The following is a 25437-nucleotide window of genomic DNA, read 5'->3' as shown; positions in this document are numbered from 1 at the left end:
CAAAAAACATAAACAAAACAAGCTTTAAATTATCGATATGTCAAAATTTGAATTGAAACTACCACGTATGGGAGAGAGTGTTGCAGAAGCAACATTGACGTCATGGTTGAAAGAGGTAGGTGATACGATTGAGATGGACGAGGCCATTTTTGAAATTGCTACGGATAAGGTTGATAGTGAAGTGCCAAGTGAGGTTGATGGTGTTTTAATTGAAAAATGCTTTAATGTTGATGATGTGGTAGAGGTCGGTCAAACAGTAGCAATAATTCAAGTAGGTGGTGATGTTGATGTAAGTGATGCTACAGATAACGTTCAAGATATAGCAGAACCAGAGCCGGTACTTCAGGAAATGGTTGCAGCGGCAGAATCAGCGGTTATGCATGCAAGAGCAGAGACATCTACGGCGCAATTAAATGGAACTTCTGATCGTTTTTACTCTCCTTTAGTTAAGAATATAGCAAAAGAAGAAGGTATTTCTTTTGAAGTTCTTGAAACAATTTCAGGAACAGGAAAGGACGGCAGAGTAACCAAAGATGATATATTAAACTACGTTAAAACCGGAGAAAGTAAGCCGGTTGCAAAGGTAGCGACTCCAGAAAGAGTTGTTGTACAAGATAGGGTTGAGGCACCGGTTAAGGTAGCTGCCCCCGCTCCTGCACAGGAAAAAGTTGCAGCGCCTGCAGTGACGGCTAAGGTGGCACCGGTCCCTCCGGCAAGTGCTCCAGCGCCAACGCCAGCTAGTGCCCCTGCTCCAGAAAAACCAAAAATGCAGGTTTCTCGTGGCGATGAGGTAATACCTATGACAAGAATGGGCAAGTTAATTGCCAAACATATGACGGATAGTGTTACTACATCTGCACATGTACAGAGTTTTATAGAGGTAGATGTAACCAATATTGTTACATGGCGTAATAAAATTAAAGATGCATTCTTTAAAAGAGAAGGTGAGAAGTTTACGTTCACACCAATTTTTATGGAAGCTGTTGCCGTGGCATTGAAGAAATATCCTATGATGAATATTTCAGTTGATGGTGATAACGTTATAAAAAAGAAGAATATAAATATAGGTATGGCGGCAGCTCTGCCAGATGGTAATTTGATAGTGCCGGTAATAAAAAATGCGGATCAATTAAATCTATTAGGTATAGCTAAAGTTGTAAATGATTTGGCAGACCGTTCTAGAAACAATGCGCTTAAGCCAGATGAGGTACAAGGTGGTACTTATACGGTAACCAATGTTGGAACGTTTGGTAGTGTGTTTGGAACTCCTATAATCAATCAGCCACAGGTTGGTATTATGGCATTGGGAGCTATAAGAAAAATTCCTTCGGTTATTGAAACTTCGGAAGGTGATGTAATTGCAGTACGTAGTAAAATGTATTTATCTCATAGCTATGATCACAGAGTGGTTAATGGCGCTTTAGGTAGTATGTTCGCCAAAGCTGTTGCAGACTATCTGGAAGGTTGGGATGTTAATAGAGAGGTGTAAACCTAAAGAGATATTAAAAAATATACCCCATTATACAAAATGTATAATGGGGTATATTTTTTAATTGTATAGTTTTTAATTCATTGTATATGTTGGTTTGGGTAATATAAAATTGATTAACTATTTAGGCAAATCCGTATTTTCTTCAGCTTTTTGATTTGAAATAAAATTAATCCCAAGTAATTTTATGTGTCTAAAAAACGAAAGTGTATTTTTGTTAAAAGTTGAACACTTATGGAATTAAAGCTTACCAGACCTATTTGTTTCTTTGATTTAGAGACAACTGGGATCAATGTGGCAAAAGATCGTATTGTAGAAATAGCGATTTTAAAAGTATACCCTAACGGTAATAAAGAAAGTAAAACATGGCTGGTGAATCCTGAAATGGTGATACCGGAAGAGGTAATTGCCGTTCATGGTATTACTAATGAAAAGGTGGCTAACGAGCCAACCTTCAAAGAACTTTCTAAAGAAATTTATAAGATTATAAAGGATAGTGATTTAGGTGGATTCAATTCTGACCGATTTGATATTCCTTTGTTGGCAGAAGAATTATTGCGTGCAGATATAGATTTTGATATGAAAAATACGGTATCTGTAGATGTACAGACCATTTTTCATAAAATGGAAAAACGTACCCTAGAAGCTGCTTATAAATTTTATTGTGATAAAGACCTTACCGATGCCCACAGTGCCGCGGCAGATACCAATGCTACTTATGAGGTGTTGCTTTCTCAGTTAGATAGGTATCCTGACTTGGAAAACAATATTAAAAAACTATCAGAATTCTCAAGAAGAAAGCAATCTGTAGATTTCGCAGGTTTTATAGCAATGGATGAAGAAGGAGAAGAAGTTTTCTCTTTTGGTAAGCATAAAGGTAAAAAAGTACATGCGGTTTTAGAAAATGAACCAGGTTATTTTGGCTGGATGCTAAATGCAGATTTCCCATTGTATACTAAAAAAATTCTTACTCAAATTAAACTGAGCAAACTCAATAATAAATTAGTTTAAAATGCGAATTTGTTTAGTATTATTTTTATTGATAATGGGTATTGGTCACGCCCAAGAAGTTTTGGTTGAAGGTCATGTATATGATGATAAAACCAAAACCGCAGTACCGTATGCCAACATAAGTTTTCTAAAAACGCTCAAAGGAACTTCTAGTGATGAAGAGGGTTATTTTTATATAGATGTTCCAGAATCATATTTAGAGCGCGACGTGCATATTTCAGCATTAGGATTTAAAGACACCATAATGTCTGCCAGAGTTATTTCTGAAAAGAAGAAAATCTACATGAAAGAAGAAACCTTTGAGCTTGAAGAGGTGGTGGTTTCTCAAAGTTTGGGTGATTCACAGGTGTTAAATCCTGTGAGTTCCTATAGTATTAAAAGTGGATTCTCGTCTGCAGAGACCCCTTGGGTATTGGCTTTGTATTTTCCCAATATAGGTGCTGCCAAAAAGTATCTGCAGAAAATAACTATTCATGTACAACAGAATAGCAAGTTTAAAAGAGCTTCGTCTAAATTTAGACTTCGTGTTTATGATGTAGATAAAAAAACACGTAAACCAAATCACGATTTAATTCGTAAAAGTATCATATTAGAAAGCTCTACAAAAGAAGATTATGTTTCCATAGATCTTTCAAGCATGGGTATAAGAATGCCAGACGAAGGTGTGTATATTGGACTAGAGTGGATTTTCCTTCCTTATAATTGGTATACAAATACGTACAAACACGCCATTACAAATAAGAATGTAGTGGAAGATCGTTTTGCACCTACATTTGCTGCGGTATATCAAAAGAATCAGAATTTTAAAACTATGGTTTACGGTATGGGCGAGTGGAATGAATTTGGGATAAAGGCACCTGGTAATAATGAAAACTTAATACCTGCCATCAGTTTAAAATTATCTAAGAAAAAATAAGTCCGGATGAAAATTATATGCATAGGTAGAAATTATACAGCTCATATTGATGAACTGAAGAATGAGAGACCGGAAGAACCGGTGGTTTTTATAAAGCCAGATTCATCTGTTTTGCCTAAACAGCAAGATTTTTATATTCCAGAATTTACGGATAATGTGCATTATGAGGTTGAGGTCTTGGTGAAAATTAAAAAAGTAGGAAAGCATATAGCTAAAGAATTTGCACCTACTTACTATGATGAAATAGGATTGGGTATAGATTTTACTGCAAGAGATTTGCAATCGAAATTAAAAGATAAAGGCTTGCCATGGGAAAAATCGAAAGGTTTTGATGGTGCTGCTGTGATAGGGGAATGGCTTCCTAAAACTGATTTTGAGGATATTAATAACCTAAATTTTAAGTTGTTAAAGAATGGTGAAGTCGTTCAAGATGGCAATACCAGTTTAATGCTTTGGGAGATAGATGAAATAATTGCTTATGTTTCAACGTTCTTTATGTTAAAAAAAGGAGATATTATTTTTACCGGAACACCTGCGGGTGTTGGGAAAATAAGTCCAAATGACTATCTTACGGGTAGTTTGGAAGACAAAGAGCTTTTTAACTTAAAAATTAAGTGATGATTTATAGCCTGGATAAGATTAATGAGATGGCAGAGGGGGATCAGGATTTTATAAATTCTGTTATATCTGTTTTTTTGGAAGAAGTACCTGAAGATTTAGAGGCTCTAGAAAAAGCCCTTCAAGAAAAAGACCATGATCAAGTATATAAACTTGCCCATAAAATAAAGCCAAATGTTGATTTGCTAGGAATGGAGCAAACACGTGCCATAGCCTTGGAGTTAGAAACTTTAGGTAAGCAAGAGGCTAATATGGCGGAGATCGAGAAAAGATTTCCAATGCTAAAGACCGATATCAATCAGGTTGTGGCAGAATTAAAAAATGACTTCCAGTTATAATGCTTGCAGAAATTATTACTATTGGCGATGAAATTCTCATCGGTCAAGTTATTGATACCAACTCTGCATTTATAGGTAAGGAGTTAAATAAAATCGGTATCTCGGTTTATCAAATTACTTCTATTCAAGATGAACGCGAACATTTATTAAATGCTTTTAAAGATTCATCAGAACGCGTAGATGTAGTCATCATCACAGGTGGTCTGGGTCCTACAAAAGATGATATTACGAAACACACTTTGTGCGAGTTCTTTAATGATACCCTTGTTGAGAATACAGAGGTATTGGCACATGTAGAAGAGCTGTTCGCTAAATATATAAGTAATACCCCAATATCCGATATTAATAGGATGCAGGCTTTAGTACCTAGTAAGGCAGAAGTCTTGCATAATGCCAATGGTACCGCTCCTGGTATATTGATAAGGGAAAATGAAGTTACGTTTATTTCTATGCCGGGTGTGCCTTTTGAAATGAAGCACCTAATGACGGAATCTGTGATTCCTAAACTGGCATCTTATTACAAAAGACCACATATTATTCATAGAACTGTAGTTACTTATGGTTTGGGAGAAAGTGCAATTGCCAAACGTATAGAGGCTTGGGAAGATGCATTGCCGGTTAATATAAAATTAGCTTATTTACCTAATCTAGGTAAAGTGAGGTTGCGTTTATCGGGTAAAGGACCTAGTCTTTATGAATTGGAAACAGCGATGAACGCTGAAATTGAAAAATTACACCCTTTAATCGATGATATTATATTTGGTCTTGAAGATGACGAAAGTATAGAAGAGATTGTAGCGAAATTATTGACTAGCAAAAATTTAACCTTATCCACTGCAGAGAGTTTTACAGGTGGTAAAATTGCTGAGAAGATTACTTCAATACCTGGTGCGTCCAATTATTTTAAAGGAAGTGTGGTCAGTTATGCTACAGAAGCAAAAATAAATGTATTGAATGTGCCTAAAGAAATTGTAGATCAATATTCTGTAGTTAGTGCTGAAGTTGCTACGGCAATGGCAAAAGGGGCAAAAGAATTGATGAAAACCGATTATGCAATAGCAACAACTGGTAATGCAGGCCCTACAAAAGGAGATTCAAATGCAGAGGTTGGAACGGTATTTATTGCCATCGATGGTCCGAAGTCAAAATATGTACAAAAATTTCAAATGGGAAGCACCCGTGAGAGAGTTGTGGAAAAGTCTGTAAATAAGGCATTTGAGCTTCTTCAAAAAGAAATTTTAAAAATGTGATCTTTATTGTTGTTGGAACGATAAAAAAGATATAAATTTGCACCCTGTTTAAAAGAAAAAGTCAGCACGATGTCAAAAGTTTGTGAAATTACGGGTAAGAAGGCGATGTTTGGAAACAATGTTTCGTTTTCCATTAATAAAACTAGAAGAAGATTTGATGTAAATCTATCTAAAAAACGTTTTTACATACCAGAGGAAGACCGTTGGATAACTCTTAAAGTATCTACAAGAGCTTTAAAAAGTATCAATAAGAAAGGTATATCTGCTGTTTTAAAAGAAGCAAAAGCAAAAGGATTCGTTATTAAGTAATCTGGAAAATAGAGCGATAAGATGGCAAAGAAAGGTAATAGAATACAAGTTATATTAGAATGCACTGAGCATAAAGAATCTGGTCAACCAGGTACTTCAAGATATATCACTACCAAGAATAAGAAGAATACTCCTGAGAGATTGGAAATTAAAAAATTCAATCCTATTCTTAAGAGAATGACCCTTCACAAAGAAATTAAATAGATTTTCACTTTAGAGAATCACAAAAAAATATAAGTCATGGCTAAGAAAACCGTAGCAAGTTTACAGACAAGTTCTAAAAGATTGACAAAAGCTATAAAAATGGTTAAGTCACCAAAATCAGGTGCTTACGTTTTTGTAGAACAAGTAATGCCACCAGAATTGGTAGATGCTTGGATTGCCAAGAAATAAGAAATATAACTTTTAGTAGTTATTGAGCCCCTTTCCTACGAAAGGGGCTTTTTAATTTTTTATATTTGACTAACCATACAATCAAAAATGAGTTTATTTAAAAAAATATTTTCTTCTCAGAAAAAGGAAACCTTAGATAAAGGTTTGGAGAAAACAAAAACCAGCTTCTTTTCTAAATTAGGAAAAGCAGTTGCCGGTAAGTCAAAAGTTGATGATGATGTTCTAGATAATCTTGAAGAAGTACTGGTTTCTTCAGATGTTGGTGTAGATACTACATTGAAAATTATTGAAAGAATAGAAGCAAGGGTAGCTCGAGATAAGTATGTAGGTACAGATGAGCTTAACTCTATTTTAAGAGCTGAAATTGCTGGTCTGCTTTCTGAAACTAATGACAGTGAAACTGGGGATATTCAGATACCAAAAGATAAAAAGCCTTATGTAATAATGGTCGTTGGTGTAAATGGTGTTGGTAAAACAACCACTATTGGTAAGTTGGCACATAGATTTAAAAACCAGGGTTTAAAAGTAGTGTTGGGTGCTGCAGATACATTTAGAGCAGCTGCAATTGATCAGTTACAAGTTTGGGCTGATCGTGTAGATGTGCCCATTGTAAAACAACAAATGGGAAGTGATCCTGCATCAGTTGCTTTTGATACGTTGAGTTCTGCCGTTACCCAAGATGCAGATGTAGTTATCATAGATACGGCTGGGCGTTTGCATAATAAGGTGAACTTAATGAATGAGTTGACCAAGGTTAAACGTGTAATGCAGAAGGTAGTTGAAGATACGCCGCATGAAGTATTATTGGTGTTAGATGGTTCTACGGGTCAAAATGCATTTGAACAAGCAAAACAGTTTACAAAGGCTACGGAGGTAACTGCCTTAGCCATCACCAAATTAGATGGAACGGCAAAAGGTGGTGTTGTTATCGGAATTTCTGATCAATTCAAAATTCCGGTAAAGTATATTGGTGTAGGTGAAGGTATTGAAGACTTACAGGCATTCAATAAGCACGAGTTTGTAGATTCATTCTTTAAAATTTAAAATTGAGATACGGCTGGTTCATACTTCCTCTTTTAATATGTAGTCTGAGTTGGGGGCAAATGAACCACCCGAAAGCTAGTCCGTTTGCTAAGATTGAACAAGAAGTCGGGCTTTCAAAAATTACTATAGCATATTCAAGGCCATCTGCTAAGGGTCGCACTTTATTTGGTAATCAACCTAACGGTGAACCTGGTCTAGTACCTAACGGTCGTATTTGGAGGGTAGGAGCCAATGAATCTACCAAAATTACTTTTAGTACTGATGTTTTAATAGATGGAAATAAACTTGCTAAAGGTGCTTATGCCCTATATGCTTTTCCTGAGGAAGAAGAATGGCAAATAGTTTTTCATAACAATACTACACATTGGGGAGATGGCAGGGCAAATTACAATGCTGAAGAAGATGCATTACGGTTTACGGTTACGCCCACACATAAAAACGATTTTCAGGAGACATTTTTAATCTCGTTCGATAATATTGATCACAACCAAGCATCAATTTATTTAAATTGGGGAACTACTCAAATAGTAATTCCTATTATGTTTGATACAAAATTTATTATGCAAGAACAGATAGATGAATTATTATCAAAAGAATCCACTGCACAAACTTATTACGAAATTGCACGATATTATCAAGAGCAGGGTTTACACCCCAAAAAGACACTTGATTATGTTGATAAAGCAATTGAATTGGGAGGTGATACATACTACTTTCATAGAGTACGATCTTTAATATTGGGAGATTTAAAAAAATATGAAGCTGCCATCAATGCATCTAACATTTCTATAAATCTAGCCGAAAAAGAAGGAAAAGATGAATTTGTTCGATTGAACAAGAATGATATAATGAAGTGGAAAGCTATTCAAAAAAATAAATAACACTATGAAAAAACTTGTATTATTATTAATCATTGTTATAAGTGCATGTAAGAACAAGCAAGAGACGAAAAAAGAGGAAGTAGTTCTTTGGACTCCCTATAATGATTCTACTGAAGTTGCTGACAATGCTGATCACGAGAATGGACGTATGCAGTACAAGCTGATTCAATCTAACGTATTAGATAAGAATGAGGTTTTTATGCCTTTGAATGAAGAGGTTTCTAAGTTTACTGAGGCTCAATATAAAGAGTTGCTTCCCATGATTTTGGAACAAGATATTTTTGTTATTAGAAATCATATAAAAGAGGGTAGGCTTACTTATGAAAATCTAGTATTGTTTTATTTATATCGTATTTATAAGTATGAACTGGATAATTCGACAACTTTAAATACTGTCATCGCTCTTAATAAAGATGTAGTAAACCAAGCCCGAGAATTAGATAGGCAGAATGAAAAAGGAATAGCGGCTCAAGTTCAGCACCCAATTTATGGTATGCCTATTTTGTTGAAAGACAATATTAATACACTGGGTATGAAAACGACAGCGGGTTCAATTGCTTTAATGGACAATGAAGTTGATGATTCGTTTATCGTTCAACAATTAAAAAAGAACGGTGCTTTAATTTTAGGTAAAGTTAATTTAAGTGAATGGGCGTATTTTTTATGCTCAGGTTGTCCAGTAGGGTATAGTGCTTATGGTGGTCAAACACTAAATCCTTACGGGAGAAGAGTCTTTGAAACAGGTGGTTCAAGTTCTGGAAGTGGTACGGCCGTTGCGGCAAATTATGCAGTTGCAGCAGTAGGTACGGAAACCTCGGGTTCTATTTTATCACCAAGTAGTCAAAATTCTGTAGTAGGCTTAAAACCAACTATAGGCTTATTGAGTAGGTCAGGCATAGTTCCTATATCTAGCACATTAGATACTCCCGGTCCTATGACAAAGAATGTTAAGGATAATGCCATTTTATTGTCTGCTATGTTGGGTTATGATAAATTGGATGCCGCTTCTGTAGAAGATAATTTTCCGGGTGTATTATCTGCAGGATTACATCCCATACCTTTTTCAGAAATGAGATTGGGTGCTATCAAAGAACTGGTGGAGACTGATAGTATTTATAAACATACCATTGAAGATTTAAAAGAAGCTGGTGCAACAATTGTAACGTTTACACCGCCAGAAGTTGCCATGGATGGCTTTCTAAGTATTTTAAATATTGATATGCGAAATGACTTAAAGTCGTATCTAAAGGTGTATACCAACCCTGAGTTAGTGAAAATTTCTTCAATTACAGATGCGGTGGCATTTAATAATACGGATTCATTGGTTAGAATACCATATGGTCAAGCATTATTCAATGGTATACTTTCAGATTCTACTACAACGACCGAATTAGAGGAGATAAAATCTAATCTTGAAACAAATGGACGAACTTTCTTCGATACAGCGATGGATAAGAACAAGCTGGATGCTGTTTTATCTATTAATAATTACCACGCAGGTTATGCTGCAGTTGCCAAATACCCTGCTTTGACAATACCTATGGGGTATAAAATATCGGGCGAACCGATAAGCTTAACTTTTATAGGAAAACAGTTTTCAGAGGGGCAACTGTTGAGGTTGGGAAAATCATATGAAGACAAATTTCAAAAGCGTGTAACGCCTAAAGACTATCAAAATTAAATTTGATTACTTAAAATGAAAAGAAGAAGCTTTGTCAAAAAGACTTTTCAGTGGGTAGCAGGGCTAGGTTTGTTAACAGGATTGTACAGTTGGCAAATAGAGCCTTTTTGGATGCAGTTTGTGTATGTAAATATGCATTTGAAGAACTTACCGGATTCACTGGTTGGTAAAACCGTAATGCAAATAAGTGATGTGCATATTGGCAATTCTTTTGATTATCAATACATCATAGATTCATTTAAAGAAGCCCAAGAATTGAATCCTGATTTTGTGGTGTATACCGGTGACTATGTTACCTATGAAGACAATGAACAACTAAACCAGTTGCAAGAGGTATTGAAATTTGTGGTTAAAGGCACTTTGGGTACCATCGGTATATTAGGTAATCACGATTACGGAATTGATTTTGTAGAAGATGATGTCGCGCAAAAAATCACGAAGAGTTTAGAAGATGTAGGGGTAACCATGTTACGAAATGATGCAGTGGAAATTAACGGACTCAATTTTATGGGTATGGATGACTTTTGGGGAAGTAATTTTTATCCTGAAAAAGCTATTGCAAAATACAATCCTGAGAAAGCAAATATTACCCTATGTCACAATCCGGATGTATGTGATCTTCCTGTTTGGAATAATTTTACGGGTTGGATACTCTCTGGTCATACTCATGGCGGACAAGTTAAACCACCTTTTTTGCCGCCACTTATTTTACCCGTTAAAAACAAAAAATACAATGCTGGCATAAAAGATTTAAAAGATGGAAGAACCCTGTATATTAATAGCGCATTAGGTTGTTTGCGTCAAGTACGTTTTAATGTAAGACCAGAAATTACGGTATTTGAATTGGCTAAAGAAGTTTGAAATTTTAGACTAATCAATTGATTGAATCACGGTATCTCCAGATAATCTAGATTTACCTATTAAATTTGGTTGTGTATTATCATTTTCATCACGGTAGCCAATTGCCACTGAAAATAAAACCTTGTGATCTGTAATATTAAGTATGTCCTTGTATTTAGCAGCGTCTATACCTTCCATAGGGGTAGAGTCTATTTCCATAGATGCACATGCGGCCAAAAAGAATCCTAACGTAATATACACTTGATTGGATAACCAGTTAACCGTTTTCTCTTTCGGTTGTGTTTTTATGTATTGCTTGTAAAACTTAATGGAGTTTTCAAGTAAATTTTCTTCTACACGTTTTTCAAATTCCTCAAGATTATCCATAACACTAAAAACGACCAAATGACTGGCATTTTTTATTTTAGGCGCATTAGAATATGAAGCATCAGCTAAGGCATTTTTCACCTGTTCATTAGAAACGAATGTGAATAACCAAGGTTGACTATTAATAGAAGACGGACTAAGTTTTAAAATATGCTTTAAATCTTCAATATCTGAATTTGAGATTTTTCTGGATACATCATATTTTTGGGTTGTATACCTATTTTGTGCAAATTGCTTAAAGTCCATTTTACCTTATTTAACTATTCTTAATCTCTATAACTTAGAATAGTGTTTTTTATTTTTAATGATGTCAGTTAGTTTTTGATTATTGCATTAAGTAATTCCCATATTTCATTATCGAAACTAGAAGGTCCTAAAAGTTCTTCATTACTAGCACCGCCCATACGTACGACTACCAAATCTAGGCTTGGCACCATATATAGTTTTTGGTCGTTTAATCCAAGTCCGGCATACATATCGGCAGGGGCATTAGGGATTAAGCTACCTGTAAATTCTTCTACAGAACTTGGCAGTCTAAAACTACTTTTACCGTTTAACCAATACAAATATCCGTAAGAAGGATTTATATCTTGAGAACTATTGATCATGGCGTTAAAGTAACTCTGGTCAGATAGAATGGGTGTTCCGTCCCAATTACCTTGATTCAAATTTAAAATTCCAAAACGAGCCATACTTCGTGCAGAACTAAAGAATACATTATTGTATCCTACTTTAAAGAACAGACCTTGCATGCCAATTGGTTCTTTGATTTTTTCTGAGAAATAGGAATTAAAATCAGTTTCGGTAGCATTGGCAATGACATCATCTAATAATGTATATGGTGCATTATGATAATACCAAAACGTGCCAGGATCATTTAAGTAAAACAGACATTCTGGTTCGGTACAGAAAATATCATCTCCAGTATAATCTAGACCAGTAATCATTGTCAATTGATTTTTTATGGTAATATTCAGTTCTTGTTCTAAAGGCATGCTTGACCAGCCCTCACCTAAATAAGTAGATGTAGCATCTGTGATTTTAAGATATTCCTCTTCTTGTGCAATACCTGTAAGCATTGCCGTTAAATTTTTTCCGGCAGAGTTCCATGCATGATTGTCATCAGACTTAAAATCACCAAAGTATTTTTCTATTACTATTCTGCCATCCTTTAGGATAATAAAAGCATCGGTATTATTGTTTTCTAGGAAGAAATATAGATTACTTACTTCATCTTCGTTCCAACCTAAGGTTTCCATTGATATGGTTTCCCATTCGTTAGCTCTTGAAATTGGAGGGAAATAAGTTTCTGTAGGTATAGGTGATACCTCGGGTGGTACGCCACTTTTACCAGTTTCTGATGTAGGTTCAGAATCTTTGGAGCATGAAGCTACAATTAATGATAGGGCAAATAGCCTGAAATATTGGGAGAATTTCATGGTTAATTTAAGATTTGGGTCTTGATAAACTGTAATCAAATAAAGATTACAAGTAAATTTGTCCATATCTAACGTTTTTAAGTACCCAAATCGTATTTTTGCACCCCAATTTAAATTATGAGGACAAAAACTCTTAAGAAGAACAAAATCAACGTAGTAACTCTAGGTTGTTCAAAGAATGTATATGATTCTGAAGTACTCATGGGCCAATTGAAGGCAAACGACAAAGAAGTTGTTCATGAAGAAGAAGGAAACATAGTCGTAATTAACACCTGTGGCTTTATTGCCAATGCTAAAGAGCAAAGTGTTAATACCATTTTAGAATATGTTCAAAAGAAAGAAGATGGTGCCGTAGATAAAGTTTTTGTTACTGGTTGCTTAAGTGAGCGTTACAAGCCAGATTTACAAAAAGAGATTCCTAATGTTGACGAATACTTTGGTACCAGTGAGTTACCAGGTTTGTTAAAAGCACTGGGTGCAGATTATAAACATGAGTTGATTGGTGAGCGTTTGACGACGACACCTAAGAATTATGCGTATTTGAAAATTGCAGAAGGTTGTGATAGACCTTGCTCTTTTTGTGCAATTCCTTTAATGCGTGGTAAGCACAAGAGTACTCCAATTGAAGAATTGGTGACAGAGGCTGAAAAACTTGCGGCAAAAGGTGTAAAAGAGCTTATTTTAATTGCTCAAGATTTAACGTATTACGGGTTAGATTTATATAAGAAAAGAAACCTTGCCGAGCTTTTAGAAGCTTTGGTAAAAATTGAAGGTATAGAATGGATACGTTTACATTACGCGTTTCCTGCAGGTTTTCCGATGGATGTATTAGATGTAATGAATAGAGAGCCAAAGGTTTGTAACTATTTAGATATTCCATTACAACACATATCTGACCGTATTCTTAAAAGTATGCGTCGTGGTACCACAGAAGCTAAAACAACTAAGTTGTTAAAGGAGTTTAGAGCTGCAGTTCCGGAAATGACCATTAGAACTACTTTGATTGTTGGTTACCCTGGTGAAACTGAAGAAGATTTTGAGATTCTTAAAAACTGGGTAATTGCCATGCGTTTTGAGCGTTTAGGTTGTTTTACCTATAGCCATGAAGAAAATACTCATGCCTATACTTTGGTAGACGATGTACCTGAAGAAGTAAAACAAGAGCGTGCCAATATTATCATGGAAATTCAATCTCAAATTTCTTGGGAATTGAACCAAAAGAAAGTAGGGGAGACGTTTCGTTGTATTATAGATCGTAAAGAAGGTAACTACTTTGTAGGAAGAACAGAATTTGATTCTCCAGATGTTGATAACGAGGTGTTGATAGATGTAACTAAGCATTATGTAAAGCAAGGTGAGTTTGTAAATATTAAGATTACAGAAGCGGCTGACTTTGATCTTTACGGTGAACCTGTTGTATCATCTAATTAAATAGAAATCCTGTTTTAAAACCGCCCCAATTGGCAGAATTACCAAAGGTGAACTCTTTGGTAATTGATGTTCGGCTATATTCTAAATATAATTTTCTGTATTTTATAATGAGTCCGTAGTCGATTTGTGCGGTTATCCTTTCTATATTTTTTGAAGATATGGTATAAGGATTATCATTGGTAAAAATGCCGCCTTGCAAGGTGGCATCAAAACCAACGACATGTACTGTTGGCTGTACAAAAGCATAAAATTTAAACTTTGAAGGTGTGCTGTTTCTAGCGAACGGATGATCTAATAGTCCGATAGTAGAATTAAATCCCACCGATGCATTTGTAAATAAGGTGCCTAGTTGTAGCGAAGTTATTGCTTGTGTATTTACTATGTTTTTATAATTGAATATTTGTTTCTCGTAGCCAATTTTATAGTTCAACACTAAATCGTTCTGAATTTGATTGTCCCAACCACCGGGAGTTTTGTTTTCAATAAGTTTATGAATTGCTGTTTGCATTTCTCTGCCAAATGCCCCCGGACCAAAAAGTCCTAAACTTAACGATTGAGATAATCTTGATTTTTTAATGGTATTTGCTGCAACAGCAAAACTCTTAAGATATATAGCAGCAGCAAAGGGTCTATCATCAATTTGTATATCTGGACTAACAAAATCACTAGGTGTATAGCCGATATGTTCTAGTGATAATCCGTAAGTGAAGTGATTACCTTTAGGCTTGATGAAAATATGGTTTACTGGATTTTTCTTTAAGCTTGGATTTGCATACTCAAAACTATAGCCTTGCGTGTAATTTTTATCTGATGCAGCGAAAAAATCATTGTCATAATTAAATCGGAAATAGCTTTCACTACCCATATCTCTGAAAGAGGCAAGATGGTCTATTTTTTGACTTAAAAGAACTGTTGGAAGTAGAAGCAGTAATAGAATGTAATATTTCATCAAACTACTTACGATGTAATTTCATGAAGGTTTTGCCTATTGGTAAGTTAAATTATATTAACCACTTTTACATCAGATTATAATTTATATAGCAATGGTTTATTTATTGATTCCCAGATCAGAGAGATGTGTTTGAACTTAGTTACGTAACTAGTTGATATTTGATTTTAAAAATTAGTTGTGTCCACTTTATATAGTAAATCATTTGATAAAAACAACTAAAGCTCCTTCTTCATCATCCCAATGGTAAAATACCCTAGCAAAGCAATTACAACACCAATAATAACCCACAACCACCATTTGTTTTCAAATAAAGGATTGGTTGTTTCAGTTTCTGGTTTAGGTATTTCTACCACGCTACCAAAATCTAGTTTTGTAATATTATCTGGTAAAGTAACCGTGGTTTTTGATATATCGTAATTAGGAAAGTTGCCATTAGGTTTACCGTAAACCAGATAGTAAGTAGCCGGTTCTGTAAAACGAGTGGTTAACGTATGCAGGTATCCTTTAAGTTTTACATTAGATATTTTTAAAGGTTGATTATCATTGTTTAAGATGATAACACGTAGTTTTTGTGTTAAAGTACCAGGTAATTGAAAGCTGTTATCCTCCATTGAAGAAAGCGTCTTTGTAGCTAAAGGTCTGTAATTATGGTAATAACCTTTTTCGGTCTTTACGCTATCAACCAAATAATGAATAGAAATTGATCGGTAGTAATCAATTTTATCATCGACCGTAAACTCTAGTCGGTTGAGGGGTACACGGTTTTTTAAATCAATGTCTATAATCGTTTTTTTGTCTTCTTTAGAAATCTGGAAATCACTAACCTCATAATCGCGATAAGTGGCAGCCTTTTCAGCCTTTTTGGTAATATGTACAGATGTTAGATTTGGCTTTTCCTTACTCTTTATTAATACTCTGTAATATCTAAAGCTAGCATCTGGAAACTTTAATGTAGTAAACGAATAGTTTGTCTGGTCATTGTTGATAGATAAAATACGATAGTCTTCTAGAATAGTAAACCATTGTTTCTGATGTTGACTACCTTCTAGTGTAATTTCCCAATTAAAATTTAGGTCTTCTATGTTTAGTAGTATCTCATTAATAGTTTCCTTTTGGGGTAGCTCATAAGTATAAAAGTAACCTTTAGAATTATTGACGCTATTTATTAGATTGAAAGATATCTCTGAATTGGAAACTTCAGCTTTGGAAACTTTGTGTAAGTACGGTGCTTCAATAGTATCGGTAGCGGTAACCCCATAAACGCGAATATCGCTCATGTTGGCATTTACATTTTCAAATACTTGGTTAGGTACTTCAATAGTATGCCATTGATTTTCGATACCCTTTAACGCTATCTTTTTGGAATAGGAATCCATCTGTCCGAAACAAACTGAAATAGATAAAAAGGCAAGTATTGTTAAAACGCTATTGTTCAGTCTCATCTGAAATTATGTATTTGTATTTGTTGTAAAGAAATGAAATAATCAATAATAAGACACCCAATGATACAAATACGATTGTCTTAGAAATAGTATTCAAAGATGAAATATCATAGAAGAACAACTTAATTAACGTAATAGAAAATAGTATAATAGCACCAATTCGCAAGTATTTTTTCTTTTTCCAAATACCTAATGCGATTAGAAGTAGCGCATATACGCCCCAAAGAATACTAAGGCCTAGCTTATAAGATTGTTCAGATCCGGATATATCCATCCAATTTAATAATTCGCTACTTGCTACCCATATAATTGTGGTATGCATTAGAATTTCAAACGGAATTTTATAATTGAATTTTAAATACTCTTGCTGTGCTAATTTATAAATGGCGAATAGAAGAAGTGTAAGAAATGCAAATGAAATATAACGTATGTATATGTTATATGCTCCTATATTGTAAAATTCTGTAAGTTGCTGTGAAAGGTAATTTTCACGAAGCTCGCTTAAGGTATAAAGTCCGATAGTAAGGAATATTATAGTCATTAAAAGCGCGGAGCCTAAGGCCACAATTCCTAATATCTTGTTTTTGATTTTTAAAATATTTACGAAACTTAAAACGCTAATAAAAAACATGGTGTAATGTATCAACCAAATAGCTTCAAAATCTATGAGATTGTAGTTGTACTCAGGGTATTCGCCAGAGGTACTTGATATCTCTATTTTAGATAACTGAAAGGCATTGTTCCAATATTGTTCAATTTCAAGATAGAAGGCAAAGTAGAGGGTTCCTATAAACAAAGCAGGAATACCAAATGTCATTATCTGTTGAACTATAGAAGGTTTTTCAGTACTGAACTTTGTTTGAATCCAATTCATGAATCCGAATACGGCAACGCAAAGTATCGAAGTTAAAAACGTAGTGTTCGACAATAGGCTCCATTCATCTGTGGTATTCATATACGAGTACCTTTCTGCCCAGTCCATTGTTAAGCTTAAGAATGCTAGAGCAACCAAAATATAGGAAAGGTATTCATAGAATTTGACTTTTTTGGTGCGCCCGATCCAAAATAATAATGCGGCTTCAAAAGCCCAAAATAATGTTACCCAATTGCCATCTAATTGAACAGGTACCGCTATGGTAATAAACGTAAGTACAAACCCAGAGGTTAAGAAGAATAGCTTTCGATCGGCTAATTTTCTTTTGAAGATAATTACCGTTATCACAAAATGAATAAGTGCATTCAATAGGGTGAATAAACCTAAATAAAATTCTCCACCTTCATAATCATAGAGCCAGGCAATACCAAATCCGTAAAATATGAACGAATTCAGCATGATTAGAATAATATCAGCAACTTGGAATTTTTCGGATTTTATTAATTTAAACGCTAAAAACGTAGCGTAGAACAATGTGAAGAATAGCGCTAAAAACCCAAAACCAATATAGAAATCTTCATCGTAGCTAGAGAATATATACCAAGATCCATAAATAAGCCAGGTGAATGCAAAGGCTACGTAATAAAGTGCTTTCCAATATTTTTTAAACGAAATAACTAAGAGACCGATATTAATTAGGGCGATATAACTAAATAGTGCAGTAACATTGCCAGAATCATTGCTTAAAAGAAAAGGTACGGCGTAAGCCCCTACTAGACCAATATGAGCAATAATCTGCTTGTTGTAACTCAGTGCGGCTACAACCCCAAAAATGGTAAATAATAGCATAATACCAAACGCTACCATCTGTGGGAATAGCCCATAAAGGTCGTAAGCGATATAGGTTAAGAAATAAAGGATAGCCAAAGCACCACTTACAAGAACAGCGCTGTAGCTTAGGTATTTTGCTTTTAGCTTAAATCCGAATCCTAATAAGCCAATGCCTACCAAATAACCGAGTATAATTCTGGTTAGCGGACTAATTAAGTTATTTTCAATAGAATATTTTGCACCAATACCAACACCAATTACGGTAATAAGTATCCCAATTTTATTGATAAGGTTTTCCCCAATAAATTTCTCAAGATTAGATTTACCTTTTGGAAGTTTTATTTTCTTTTCAGGAATTTTTTTAGGTTCTTCTTGTATAGAAGCAATTTCTATTGGAACTTGAACAGGAGCAGGAGTTTCAATTTCTACTACTTTATCAGTTATTTCAGCCTCTTTTTCAATACTTACCGCTTCAGGTTTAGTTGTTTGTTCAGTAGACTCTTCGTTGAATTTTATTGCCTGGGTGTTTCTAAGAATTTGAATATCCCTACGAATTTCATTTACCTCAATATTAAAGTCTTGCTGCTTTTTTAAAAGCAGTTCTAACTTTTGCATTAATGCATTTATTTGATCTTGGTTGTTTGGCATTGGTGGTGGTTTTTGCACTAACAGGTTAGTGTCTTCTATTTTAACGCAAAAGATGCGTATTTGTTGGGAGCAGTGCCATGAAGCTATAAAATAAAATATCCCTAAAACGATTTTAGCTGTTTCAGGGATATCTAAACTAGACGTTTATTTGTGTTATTTTACTTTTCAAAATACAGATAAACATACATATCCATACTATATTCTGTAGTATTGGTCGATACTAAACGCCATCCATTTTTAGCATACTCGTCTAGTTTTTCTTGAATTGCTATATTTGATGACTTCGCTAAATGATGTCTATCAAAAGTTAATTTAGAACGAAAAAGGAGGGTTTCAACTTTATATTCTTTCATATTGTTTTTTATTTAACCATAAATAACGCATTGGCGAAAAATAGTTTTCCATTTTCCCAAAAACCTCTAAATAAAGGGTTGTCTACCATGTATATTACTTGTCCGCGACCGATATCTTCTGTCCCAAAGATCAAGGTTTCGGCAATCTTCTTCTTTGCTTCACTACCTGCAAATCCAGATACGGGTTCATTGGCACCTTCACTTAAATAAACAGCACTTCCGTTTTCTAAGTAATTATAAGCACGAGATCCTAGTTTAAGCGTGAAATAAGTGTCGTCATACCCATAAGCCAACGGATTTGTATTATCAACCGTTGCTTTAAAAATAGCTCCTGTAATTGCTGATTTAATCTGTTCTCTTTCAGAAACCTCAAAGGATTCAATAGTAGTAGAAGTATCTTTTGGCATTTCTTTTTCAGATAGTTCAAAATCCTTATCAGAAGCAGTAATACCATCAATTGCGCCACCCATGGCAATTAATTTTCCGCCACGTTTAACCCAGTCCATGATTTTCTCTTTATTATATGTGCTTAAGAAACTGTTGTAGCCACGACCGTCAGGTAATATTAAAATATCATATTTCGCAAGATCAACACGACTAAAATAAGCCTCGTCCAATACAGAAATAGGGTAGTCTAGTTGTTGTTCAAAAAAGTTCCAGATTTCTCCAAAACGTAGGGTAGAGGTAGGCTCTCCAGATAGTACGGCAATTTTTAAATCTTGTAATACATCAACATAACCAGAACCAAAATCTTTACCGCTTTCTACAAAACCTGTGTTGGTAGAAGTTAAATTTTTAGAGAGGTTGGTAGATGCAGTTCTAAGAACTTCGTTGAAATTCTTTAGATGCTTGTTATCTCCTTTTGTGATGATCAATGTACCACGATCATGAGAAATACCATCTAATGTAAATGGTTTATGGGCATAACGCACACGTACCTTGTTACGTAATAATTCAGCCAGGAACCTAGCGTCTTTCATACTATTCCAGTCTGATAAATAAGCGTAACTGTCTGGTTTTAAAACTCCATATTCAGTACCGTTATGTGGCGGGTAGGTTTTACTTATAAGGCTTTCACTTGCAATAGCATCTAATCCGTAAGCATAAGGTAAAGACCATGCGGTAATATCATAGGTAACAGAATCACTTAATTTCGCCATTGGCTCAAAGAGTACTTTAACCAAAGTGCTTTTTGGCTGATTTGAAGAAATTACTAAACTCTTGTCAGTACTTTTTAATGAACCAGATTTGCCTGTAGCATAGTTGTAGCCTTTGACTGTAGCCTTTGAACCTGCTTGGTATTCAATTTCATGCTTGCTTAATAAATCTGCTAGAGCTTCAATTTTATCTGGATTACCGTTCAATACATAACTTTTGTATTTGAAGTTTTTGTTAAGATAGAATTTCTTGAATTCATCATTTAATTTAGAAATATTTTTAGATGCTACTTCTACGGTAGATAAACCTGTTGTAAGATGATGTGCTATTCTATCTTTTAAAGAAAGGGTGTCTCCAATGCTAGTTGTAATGGCTAAGCCAGCACGACCGCTACCACCTTGTTCATAAGTCATGCCAATACCACCATTGTAGGTAGGGTAGGTATCACCATAACTAGGGTAAAGTAAATCGAACACCTCTTTTGTAAAATAGAACCATCCATTTTCGTCAAAATATTTAGCGTGGTTTCTACCTATGGTTTCTTGAAACTCTCTTTGGAAATCCGTAATTACCTCATGAAAAGGCTCTGCGGCAGGGGCAAAAAAATATGGGTTGTCAACTCCTTGCTCATGAAAATCTACGTGTACATGAGGCAACCATTTATTAAACTGCTTTAAACGTTGCTGACTTTCTACTTGTGTTAGCCAAGCCCAATCTCTATTAAGATCGAACATATAATGGTTACTGCGACCACTCCACCAATTCTCATGATGCTCCTTACTATTAGGATCTACCTGGTTGGGTGAATTTTTAAATTGGTTGTACCAATTTACATAACGATCTCTACCATCTGGGTTAATACACGGATCGATCAATACTACTATATTATCTAGGTAACTGCTCTTAGTAGTGAAAAGGTCATATATAGTCTGCATTGACGCTTCTGTACTTACGCTTTCATTACCATGAACATTATAGCTAAGCCAAACAATTGCTTTATCTGGTGATCCTTCGCCATTAATACCTTTCATGTGCTCTTCCTTAATTTTATCAAGGTTTTGCATATTTTCCTTTGTAGAAATAGTAGCCAATAATAAAGGTCTTCTTTCATTGGTTTTACCGTATTCCATAAGGTTCATGCGCTGAGGTTCCGCTTCGGCTAAATATTGGTAGTAATCAACAACTTCATGATGTCTGGTAAATTGAGTTCCTAGTTCATAACCTAAAAATTCTGAAGGGGATTTTAATTGGGATAAACCTAGAAAGGGAATTAAAAATAATGTGTAGCGTAGAATTAGTTTCATATAGCGTTGTTTGTATTCTGAGTCAGCCAAATCTATTAAAATAAATGCAAAATAATCTCCATTTGCAGCGTATTTTGACGAGAATTCAAGTATTTAATACTAACGGTAATTAACTTATATTTAGGAAATGTAAGACGAAAGGGTTTTATATTTACCAAGTATTTACTTTTTATATGGATATTGATTGTTTGCCCTTAGCAAAAACGGGTTATTTTTCGAAATTAATTTGCGATTACACTGCAGCGGATATTAAGCTTAAACCATTATATAATCGGTTTCCCGATATTGAAGGTTTTAAAGGGCAGATAGAAGAAAAACGGAAGCATTTTACCCAAGCCCAAAGAGATGTGTTGCATTCTTCAATGCAAAATCAATATAAAAATACAGATACATCTAAGGGTACGGCTGCTAATATAGCGTTATTAAAAGAAAAGAATACGTTTACTATTGTTACCGGTCATCAATTAAATCTCTTTACGGGTCCGTTGTATTTTTTATACAAGATCATCTCTACGATCAACTTGACCAAGCAATTAAAAAAGGAATTTCCAAATAGTAATTTTATACCTGTCTATTGGATGGCTACGGAAGATCATGATTTTGATGAAATCAATTATTTTAATTTCAAAGGATTAAAATTTCAGTGGAATAAAGAGGCATCTGGGGCAGTAGGGCATTTACCTACAGAAGGGCTAGAGGAGGTTTTTTCATTGTATTCAAGAACCATTGGTGATAGTAAGAATGCCAAGGTGCTAAAAGAGCTATTTGAAAACGCCTATTTAAAGCATGATAATTTAACGGATGCAACCCGATTTTTGGCAAATGAAATTTTTAAGGATTACGGGCTAGTCATTGTTGATGGTGATGATATAGATTTGAAAAGGACATTAGTGCCTTACATGAAGAAAGATATTTTTGAACAAACTGCGTTCAAGAAAGTATCTGAAAGTATTACTGAGATTGAAAATATATCATCGGATTATCCTATACAGGTTAATCCGCGTGAAATCAATTATTTCTATTTAGCAGAGGGTGTTCGCGAAAGAATTATAGAAAGTAAGGGCAACTACCTAGTAAATGAAACGAATATATCATTTACAAAAGAGAAATTGGTTGCAGAGATGAATGCTCACCCAGAGCGTTTTTCTCCCAATGTAATAGCTAGACCTTTATACCAAGAAGTAATTTTGCCTAATCTATGTTATATAGGTGGTGGCGGTGAGATTGCCTATTGGTTTGAATTAAAAGCGGCATTTGAAGCTATGGATGTTCCTTTTCCAATTTTGCTGGTAAGAAATTCGGCGCTAATCATTACCGAGAAGCAAGCTGAAAAGTTAGAGAAAATGAATATCTCTAAATCTGATATCTTTTTAAAGCAAAATAGTCTTATCAACAAAAAGATTAGAGAAATTTCAAATATCGATATCGATTTTTCGCCAAAGAAGAAATTACTGGAAGAACAGTTTAAAGATATGTACGTACTTGCCGAAAAGACCGACAAATCTTTTCTAGGAGCTGTGAAAGCACAAGAAGTAAAGCAGAAAAAAGGACTGGATGCTTTAGAAAAACGCTTGTTGCAAGCGCAAAAAAGAAAGTTAAAAGATCACGTAGTTCGTATGACAGAATTGCAAAATGAAATATTCCCAAACCAGTCACTTCAAGAACGGCAATCTAATTTTTCTGAGTTTTATTTGGCTTATGGCGAAGACTTAGTGCCTATGTTATTTGAAGCTTTAAATCCGCTAGATTTAAGTTTCACGGTTATTACCCAAAAATAAGCGATGGGCAAGAACGCATCTCTAAATAAGATAACCGTCCTTGCTTTTTTATCATTTTCAGCTATAACCTTAATTACATTTTTTAAAAGTGCCTTAGAATTAGAAGACGCTGAACAGGCATATTACTCGCAATGGTTTCGTTGGGGGTATGATGATCAACCACCACTTTATACATGGTTGCAGTATGGCTTTAATACCATATTTGGTGTTAGTAAAATTTCATTCTCTATACTAAGGGGATTATTATTTGCTGGTATAATACTGCTATTGTATCAATTTTCAATACTTAGAATACCTGATAAGTATACATCAAAACTTCCTGTATTAGCATTGGTCTTCATACCAGTATTCATAGATTTTACTTTTAGAAGGCTTTCACATACCAGTCTATTGTGTTTAAGTGTAGTAGCGTCTTACTATTGCATACAGTTATTGATGCAACGAAAATCCATATTAAATTATCTATTACTAGGTTTTGTTGTGGGTGCAGGGTTCATGTCTAAATACAACTATGCATTTTTTCTGGTAGTGTTTGCTTTGGTTTCTTTATGGGACTCAAAATTGCGGGCTATAGTTTTCAATCCCAAAATACTGATAACTATGCTGCTTTCTTGCCTGTTAGTTGCGCCACATGTCTATTGGCTATTGGGTCCTGAAGGGTTTCAAACTTTTTTGGCTTCTAGTATTGAAGAGAAAATAGGAATAGAAGAAGTTGAATCAGGATTTTCATTGATGCCTATTCTAATTTATGTAAAAGGATTATTTGCTTTGTCATTCCCTTTGTTATTGGTAATAGGTATCGGTTACTTTTCAAAATTGATCACTTTTAATAAGCAAAATTTAAACTGGTTTTCTAAAATGTTCTTGGCGCAGTTAGTTGTGGTTGGCTTGTTCTTTCTTGTTTTTCAAAGTCAGAAAGTAGAAACAAGATGGCTATTACCCCTTTTTATTCCTTTTGTAGTTTTATTAATGGAGTCAGTTAGTTTTAAAAATGAAAAGAAGATTGTTACTGTTGGATTTTGGGTTTTTGTAGCTGTAATTTTTATCCAAACACTTAGAACGCCAATAGAGAAGGTGTTGAACATACCTTCTTCTGTTCATTTTGGTTTTGATCCTATTGCCAATAAGTTGAGCGAGAATTATGATCATTATCAATGGGTGCTTCCCAATGTAACCTATGCAGGTAATGTACGATTACTGAATCCTGAACGAACAGTATTTTCGGCAGATGACTATTCGTTACCCCTTATAGAATTGAAACATGAGAGAGAAGTTGAAATAACGATTGATCCATCCGCAATGAAACAGACCGCACCAGTAGATAGTTTAATCGTTTTTGGAAAGGATATGGAAAATCTTTATTTCTATATCAATTAGGGAACAAGAAATTCCCCGTTCCAAGAATTATCCACATTTTTGAATAAGGCTCTAATATGATTAGGACGTTTAAGCTTTAGGTATTCGATCTTTAGAGGTGTAACATCGATGATGCTGAAATAATTCTTCTCATCAATATATTCAACATTATCGGGGTTTTTAATAAGGCTTCCAGGTGTAGTTTGGGTAATGTAGTCCTTTCTACTATTAGGCTGTATAGTTTGCCAAGTTGTTTTTAATCTTTCTGTATTCGTTACTATTTCAGCGGTACCTTCAACTTTTAACTGTAGCATTTTTTCAGGATGATAAAGTAGAAAGCTAACCTGATTGTTTTGGGCAATATGTTTCATCTTTTGCGTACGGCTATCGGTATATATCGTAATTCGCAAATCTTCGGTAATCTCACGTAACACCACAGTACGCAAACGAGCGATAGTTTCATTGCCTACTGTTGCCATGGTAATGAATCTGAACGGATGCCCTTTTTCATTTACTCCGTTTTGTAATTCAGTACTTAATTCTTCAAAAAATGAATGGATCATATAGTTGATTTATCTAAAGGTAAAAATAAATGAATTTTACAATAGGGTAGATGATGAGTTAGTTGTTAAATAAGTAATGGTCTTGTAAAAGAATTAATTAAGGTCAATTTTTAAGCTTTGGCTTGAATATTATTTTCTTTTATTAGAAAGC

The 25437-nt window shown here is 34.6% G+C and carries 24 protein-coding genes; 16 read left to right on the top strand and 8 right to left on the bottom strand.

What is annotated here, in order from left to right; all coding sequences use genetic code 11:
- Positions 1-37 precede the first annotated feature (37 nt).
- From P177_RS14510 to P177_RS14455, 13 genes are all read left to right on the top strand, one after another.
- Positions 38-1489: a dihydrolipoamide acetyltransferase family protein gene (locus P177_RS14510; RefSeq protein WP_036155874.1), complete on the top strand. Its 1452-nt coding sequence runs from the start codon at positions 38-40 to the stop codon at positions 1487-1489.
- 234 nt (positions 1490-1723) lie between these two features.
- Positions 1724-2500, top strand: coding sequence for a 3'-5' exonuclease (locus P177_RS14505; RefSeq protein ID WP_036155871.1), 777 nt, complete (start codon positions 1724-1726; stop codon positions 2498-2500).
- A gap of 1 nt (position 2501) precedes the next feature.
- Positions 2502-3416, top strand: coding sequence for a carboxypeptidase-like regulatory domain-containing protein (locus tag P177_RS14500; RefSeq protein WP_036155870.1), 915 nt, complete (start codon positions 2502-2504; stop codon positions 3414-3416).
- Positions 3417-3422: 6 nt separating this feature from the next.
- Positions 3423-4034: a fumarylacetoacetate hydrolase family protein gene (locus P177_RS14495; RefSeq protein WP_036155867.1), complete on the top strand. Its 612-nt coding sequence runs from the start codon at positions 3423-3425 to the stop codon at positions 4032-4034.
- Positions 4034-4372 carry an Hpt domain-containing protein gene (locus tag P177_RS14490; protein ID WP_036155865.1) on the top strand — a complete coding sequence of 113 codons (339 nt, stop codon included), beginning with the start codon at positions 4034-4036 and terminating at the stop codon, positions 4370-4372. Before P177_RS14495 ends, P177_RS14490 begins: the two co-directional genes overlap by 1 nt.
- Complete coding sequence (locus P177_RS14485) at positions 4372-5622, top strand: competence/damage-inducible protein A (RefSeq protein ID WP_036155863.1); 1251 nt, start codon at positions 4372-4374, stop codon at positions 5620-5622. Before P177_RS14490 ends, P177_RS14485 begins: the two co-directional genes overlap by 1 nt.
- A 69-nt stretch (positions 5623-5691) precedes the next feature.
- A complete protein-coding gene (gene rpmB / locus P177_RS14480; RefSeq protein ID WP_036155860.1) occupies positions 5692-5931 on the top strand; it encodes a 50S ribosomal protein L28 in 240 nt (79 codons plus the stop codon).
- Between the two features lie 21 nt (positions 5932-5952).
- Positions 5953-6135 (top strand): 50S ribosomal protein L33, encoded by a 183-nt coding sequence (gene rpmG, locus P177_RS14475; protein WP_027067805.1) that lies wholly within the window; start codon positions 5953-5955, stop codon positions 6133-6135.
- Positions 6136-6171: 36 nt separating this feature from the next.
- Complete coding sequence (locus P177_RS19845; RefSeq protein ID WP_071340023.1) at positions 6172-6324, top strand: DUF4295 domain-containing protein; 153 nt, start codon at positions 6172-6174, stop codon at positions 6322-6324.
- Positions 6325-6411: 87 nt separating this feature from the next.
- Positions 6412-7368, top strand: a complete 957-nt coding sequence (gene ftsY / locus P177_RS14470) for a signal recognition particle-docking protein FtsY (RefSeq protein ID WP_036155858.1) — start codon at positions 6412-6414, stop codon at positions 7366-7368.
- A 59-nt stretch (positions 7369-7427) separates the two neighbouring features.
- Complete coding sequence (locus P177_RS14465; RefSeq protein ID WP_084684703.1) at positions 7428-8249, top strand: DUF2911 domain-containing protein; 822 nt, start codon at positions 7428-7430, stop codon at positions 8247-8249.
- A 4-nt stretch (positions 8250-8253) separates the two neighbouring features.
- On the top strand, positions 8254-9930 hold the full coding sequence (locus P177_RS14460; RefSeq protein ID WP_036155854.1) for an amidase family protein: 1677 nt from the start codon (positions 8254-8256) through the stop codon (positions 9928-9930).
- A 15-nt stretch (positions 9931-9945) separates the two neighbouring features.
- A complete protein-coding gene (locus tag P177_RS14455) occupies positions 9946-10791 on the top strand; it encodes a metallophosphoesterase (RefSeq protein ID WP_036155852.1) in 846 nt (281 codons plus the stop codon).
- Positions 10792-10800: 9 nt separating this feature from the next.
- Here P177_RS14455 and P177_RS14450 read toward each other — a convergent pair whose 3' ends face one another.
- Both P177_RS14450 and P177_RS14445 read right to left on the bottom strand, forming a co-directional pair.
- A complete protein-coding gene (locus tag P177_RS14450) occupies positions 10801-11403 on the bottom strand; it encodes a nitroreductase family protein (RefSeq protein ID WP_036155850.1) in 603 nt (200 codons plus the stop codon).
- Positions 11404-11471: 68 nt separating this feature from the next.
- Positions 11472-12662, bottom strand: coding sequence for a serine hydrolase domain-containing protein (locus P177_RS14445; protein ID WP_051941860.1), 1191 nt, complete (start codon positions 12660-12662; stop codon positions 11472-11474).
- A 51-nt stretch (positions 12663-12713) separates the two neighbouring features.
- On the opposite strand from P177_RS14445, the gene rimO reads away from it, so the two are divergent.
- Positions 12714-14027, top strand: a complete 1314-nt coding sequence (gene rimO, locus P177_RS14440) for a 30S ribosomal protein S12 methylthiotransferase RimO (RefSeq protein WP_036155848.1) — start codon at positions 12714-12716, stop codon at positions 14025-14027.
- On the opposite strand, the gene P177_RS14435 is transcribed toward rimO, so the two are convergent.
- The 5 genes from P177_RS14435 to P177_RS14415 all read right to left on the bottom strand — a co-directional run bounded on the left by P177_RS14435 (position 14020) and on the right by P177_RS14415 (position 21589).
- Entirely contained in the window at positions 14020-14976 is a 957-nt protein-coding gene (locus P177_RS14435) for a lipid A deacylase LpxR family protein (protein ID WP_036155846.1), read from the bottom strand. The genes rimO and P177_RS14435 overlap by 8 nt on opposite strands.
- A gap of 218 nt (positions 14977-15194) precedes the next feature.
- Positions 15195-16421, bottom strand: coding sequence for a DUF3999 family protein (locus P177_RS14430; RefSeq protein WP_036155844.1), 1227 nt, complete (start codon positions 16419-16421; stop codon positions 15195-15197).
- Complete coding sequence (locus P177_RS14425) at positions 16405-18774, bottom strand: DUF2339 domain-containing protein (protein WP_036158538.1); 2370 nt, start codon at positions 18772-18774, stop codon at positions 16405-16407. Before P177_RS14425 ends, P177_RS14430 begins: the two co-directional genes overlap by 17 nt.
- Before the next feature lie 158 nt (positions 18775-18932).
- The gene (locus tag P177_RS14420) at positions 18933-19127 is read right to left on the bottom strand and encodes a DUF4177 domain-containing protein (RefSeq protein ID WP_036155842.1); all 195 of its coding nucleotides are present in this window, start codon (positions 19125-19127) and stop codon (positions 18933-18935) included.
- A gap of 8 nt (positions 19128-19135) precedes the next feature.
- A complete protein-coding gene (locus tag P177_RS14415) occupies positions 19136-21589 on the bottom strand; it encodes a M14 metallopeptidase family protein (RefSeq protein WP_036155840.1) in 2454 nt (817 codons plus the stop codon).
- A 173-nt stretch (positions 21590-21762) separates the two neighbouring features.
- Here P177_RS14415 and bshC point away from each other — a divergent pair, with 173 nt between their 5' ends.
- Complete coding sequence (gene bshC, locus P177_RS14410) at positions 21763-23367, top strand: bacillithiol biosynthesis cysteine-adding enzyme BshC (protein WP_036155838.1); 1605 nt, start codon at positions 21763-21765, stop codon at positions 23365-23367.
- 3 nt (positions 23368-23370) lie between these two features.
- On the top strand, positions 23371-24744 hold the full coding sequence (locus P177_RS14405; RefSeq protein ID WP_036155836.1) for an ArnT family glycosyltransferase: 1374 nt from the start codon (positions 23371-23373) through the stop codon (positions 24742-24744).
- On the opposite strand, the gene P177_RS14400 is transcribed toward P177_RS14405, so the two are convergent.
- A complete protein-coding gene (locus P177_RS14400) occupies positions 24741-25286 on the bottom strand; it encodes a pyridoxamine 5'-phosphate oxidase family protein (RefSeq protein WP_036155834.1) in 546 nt (181 codons plus the stop codon). The two genes, P177_RS14405 and P177_RS14400, sit on opposite strands and share 4 nt — an antisense overlap.
- Positions 25287-25437: the final 151 nt, after the last annotated feature.

Source organism: Maribacter forsetii DSM 18668 (assembly GCF_000744105.1).
Classification (GTDB): Bacteria; Bacteroidota; Bacteroidia; order Flavobacteriales; family Flavobacteriaceae; genus Maribacter; species Maribacter forsetii.
Note: the sequence above shows the minus strand (reverse complement) of the source record. Positions and strands in the feature narration are given on the sequence as shown.

Excerpts from the sequence above, each read along its gene's own strand:
- P177_RS14510 (WP_036155874.1), top strand. The coding sequence starts at position 38 with ATGTCAAAATTTGAATTGAAACTACCACGTATGGGAGAGAGTGTTGCA.
- P177_RS14505 (WP_036155871.1), top strand. The coding sequence starts at position 1,724 with ATGGAATTAAAGCTTACCAGACCTATTTGTTTCTTTGATTTAGAGACA.
- P177_RS14450 (WP_036155850.1), bottom strand. The coding sequence starts at position 11,403 with ATGGACTTTAAGCAATTTGCACAAAATAGGTATACAACCCAAAAATAT.
- P177_RS14420 (WP_036155842.1), bottom strand. The coding sequence starts at position 19,127 with ATGAAAGAATATAAAGTTGAAACCCTCCTTTTTCGTTCTAAATTAACT.
- P177_RS14400 (WP_036155834.1), bottom strand. The coding sequence starts at position 25,286 with ATGATCCATTCATTTTTTGAAGAATTAAGTACTGAATTACAAAACGGA.
- P177_RS14460 (WP_036155854.1), top strand. The coding sequence starts at position 8,254 with ATGAAAAAACTTGTATTATTATTAATCATTGTTATAAGTGCATGTAAG.
- P177_RS19845 (WP_071340023.1), top strand. The coding sequence starts at position 6,172 with ATGGCTAAGAAAACCGTAGCAAGTTTACAGACAAGTTCTAAAAGATTG.
- ftsY (WP_036155858.1), top strand. The coding sequence starts at position 6,412 with ATGAGTTTATTTAAAAAAATATTTTCTTCTCAGAAAAAGGAAACCTTA.
- P177_RS14490 (WP_036155865.1), top strand. The coding sequence starts at position 4,034 with ATGATTTATAGCCTGGATAAGATTAATGAGATGGCAGAGGGGGATCAG.
- rimO (WP_036155848.1), top strand. The coding sequence starts at position 12,714 with ATGAGGACAAAAACTCTTAAGAAGAACAAAATCAACGTAGTAACTCTA.
- P177_RS14485 (WP_036155863.1), top strand. The coding sequence starts at position 4,372 with ATGCTTGCAGAAATTATTACTATTGGCGATGAAATTCTCATCGGTCAA.
- P177_RS14435 (WP_036155846.1), bottom strand. The coding sequence starts at position 14,976 with ATGAAATATTACATTCTATTACTGCTTCTACTTCCAACAGTTCTTTTA.
- P177_RS14495 (WP_036155867.1), top strand. The coding sequence starts at position 3,423 with ATGAAAATTATATGCATAGGTAGAAATTATACAGCTCATATTGATGAA.
- P177_RS14455 (WP_036155852.1), top strand. The coding sequence starts at position 9,946 with ATGAAAAGAAGAAGCTTTGTCAAAAAGACTTTTCAGTGGGTAGCAGGG.
- rpmB (WP_036155860.1), top strand. The coding sequence starts at position 5,692 with ATGTCAAAAGTTTGTGAAATTACGGGTAAGAAGGCGATGTTTGGAAAC.
- P177_RS14465 (WP_084684703.1), top strand. The coding sequence starts at position 7,428 with ATGAACCACCCGAAAGCTAGTCCGTTTGCTAAGATTGAACAAGAAGTC.
- rpmG (WP_027067805.1), top strand. The coding sequence starts at position 5,953 with ATGGCAAAGAAAGGTAATAGAATACAAGTTATATTAGAATGCACTGAG.
- P177_RS14405 (WP_036155836.1), top strand. The coding sequence starts at position 23,371 with ATGGGCAAGAACGCATCTCTAAATAAGATAACCGTCCTTGCTTTTTTA.
- P177_RS14415 (WP_036155840.1), bottom strand. The coding sequence starts at position 21,589 with ATGAAACTAATTCTACGCTACACATTATTTTTAATTCCCTTTCTAGGT.
- bshC (WP_036155838.1), top strand. The coding sequence starts at position 21,763 with ATGGATATTGATTGTTTGCCCTTAGCAAAAACGGGTTATTTTTCGAAA.
- P177_RS14445 (WP_051941860.1), bottom strand. The coding sequence starts at position 12,662 with ATGGACAAATTTACTTGTAATCTTTATTTGATTACAGTTTATCAAGAC.
- P177_RS14500 (WP_036155870.1), top strand. The coding sequence starts at position 2,502 with ATGCGAATTTGTTTAGTATTATTTTTATTGATAATGGGTATTGGTCAC.
- P177_RS14430 (WP_036155844.1), bottom strand. The coding sequence starts at position 16,421 with ATGAGACTGAACAATAGCGTTTTAACAATACTTGCCTTTTTATCTATT.
- P177_RS14425 (WP_036158538.1), bottom strand. The coding sequence starts at position 18,774 with ATGCCAAACAACCAAGATCAAATAAATGCATTAATGCAAAAGTTAGAA.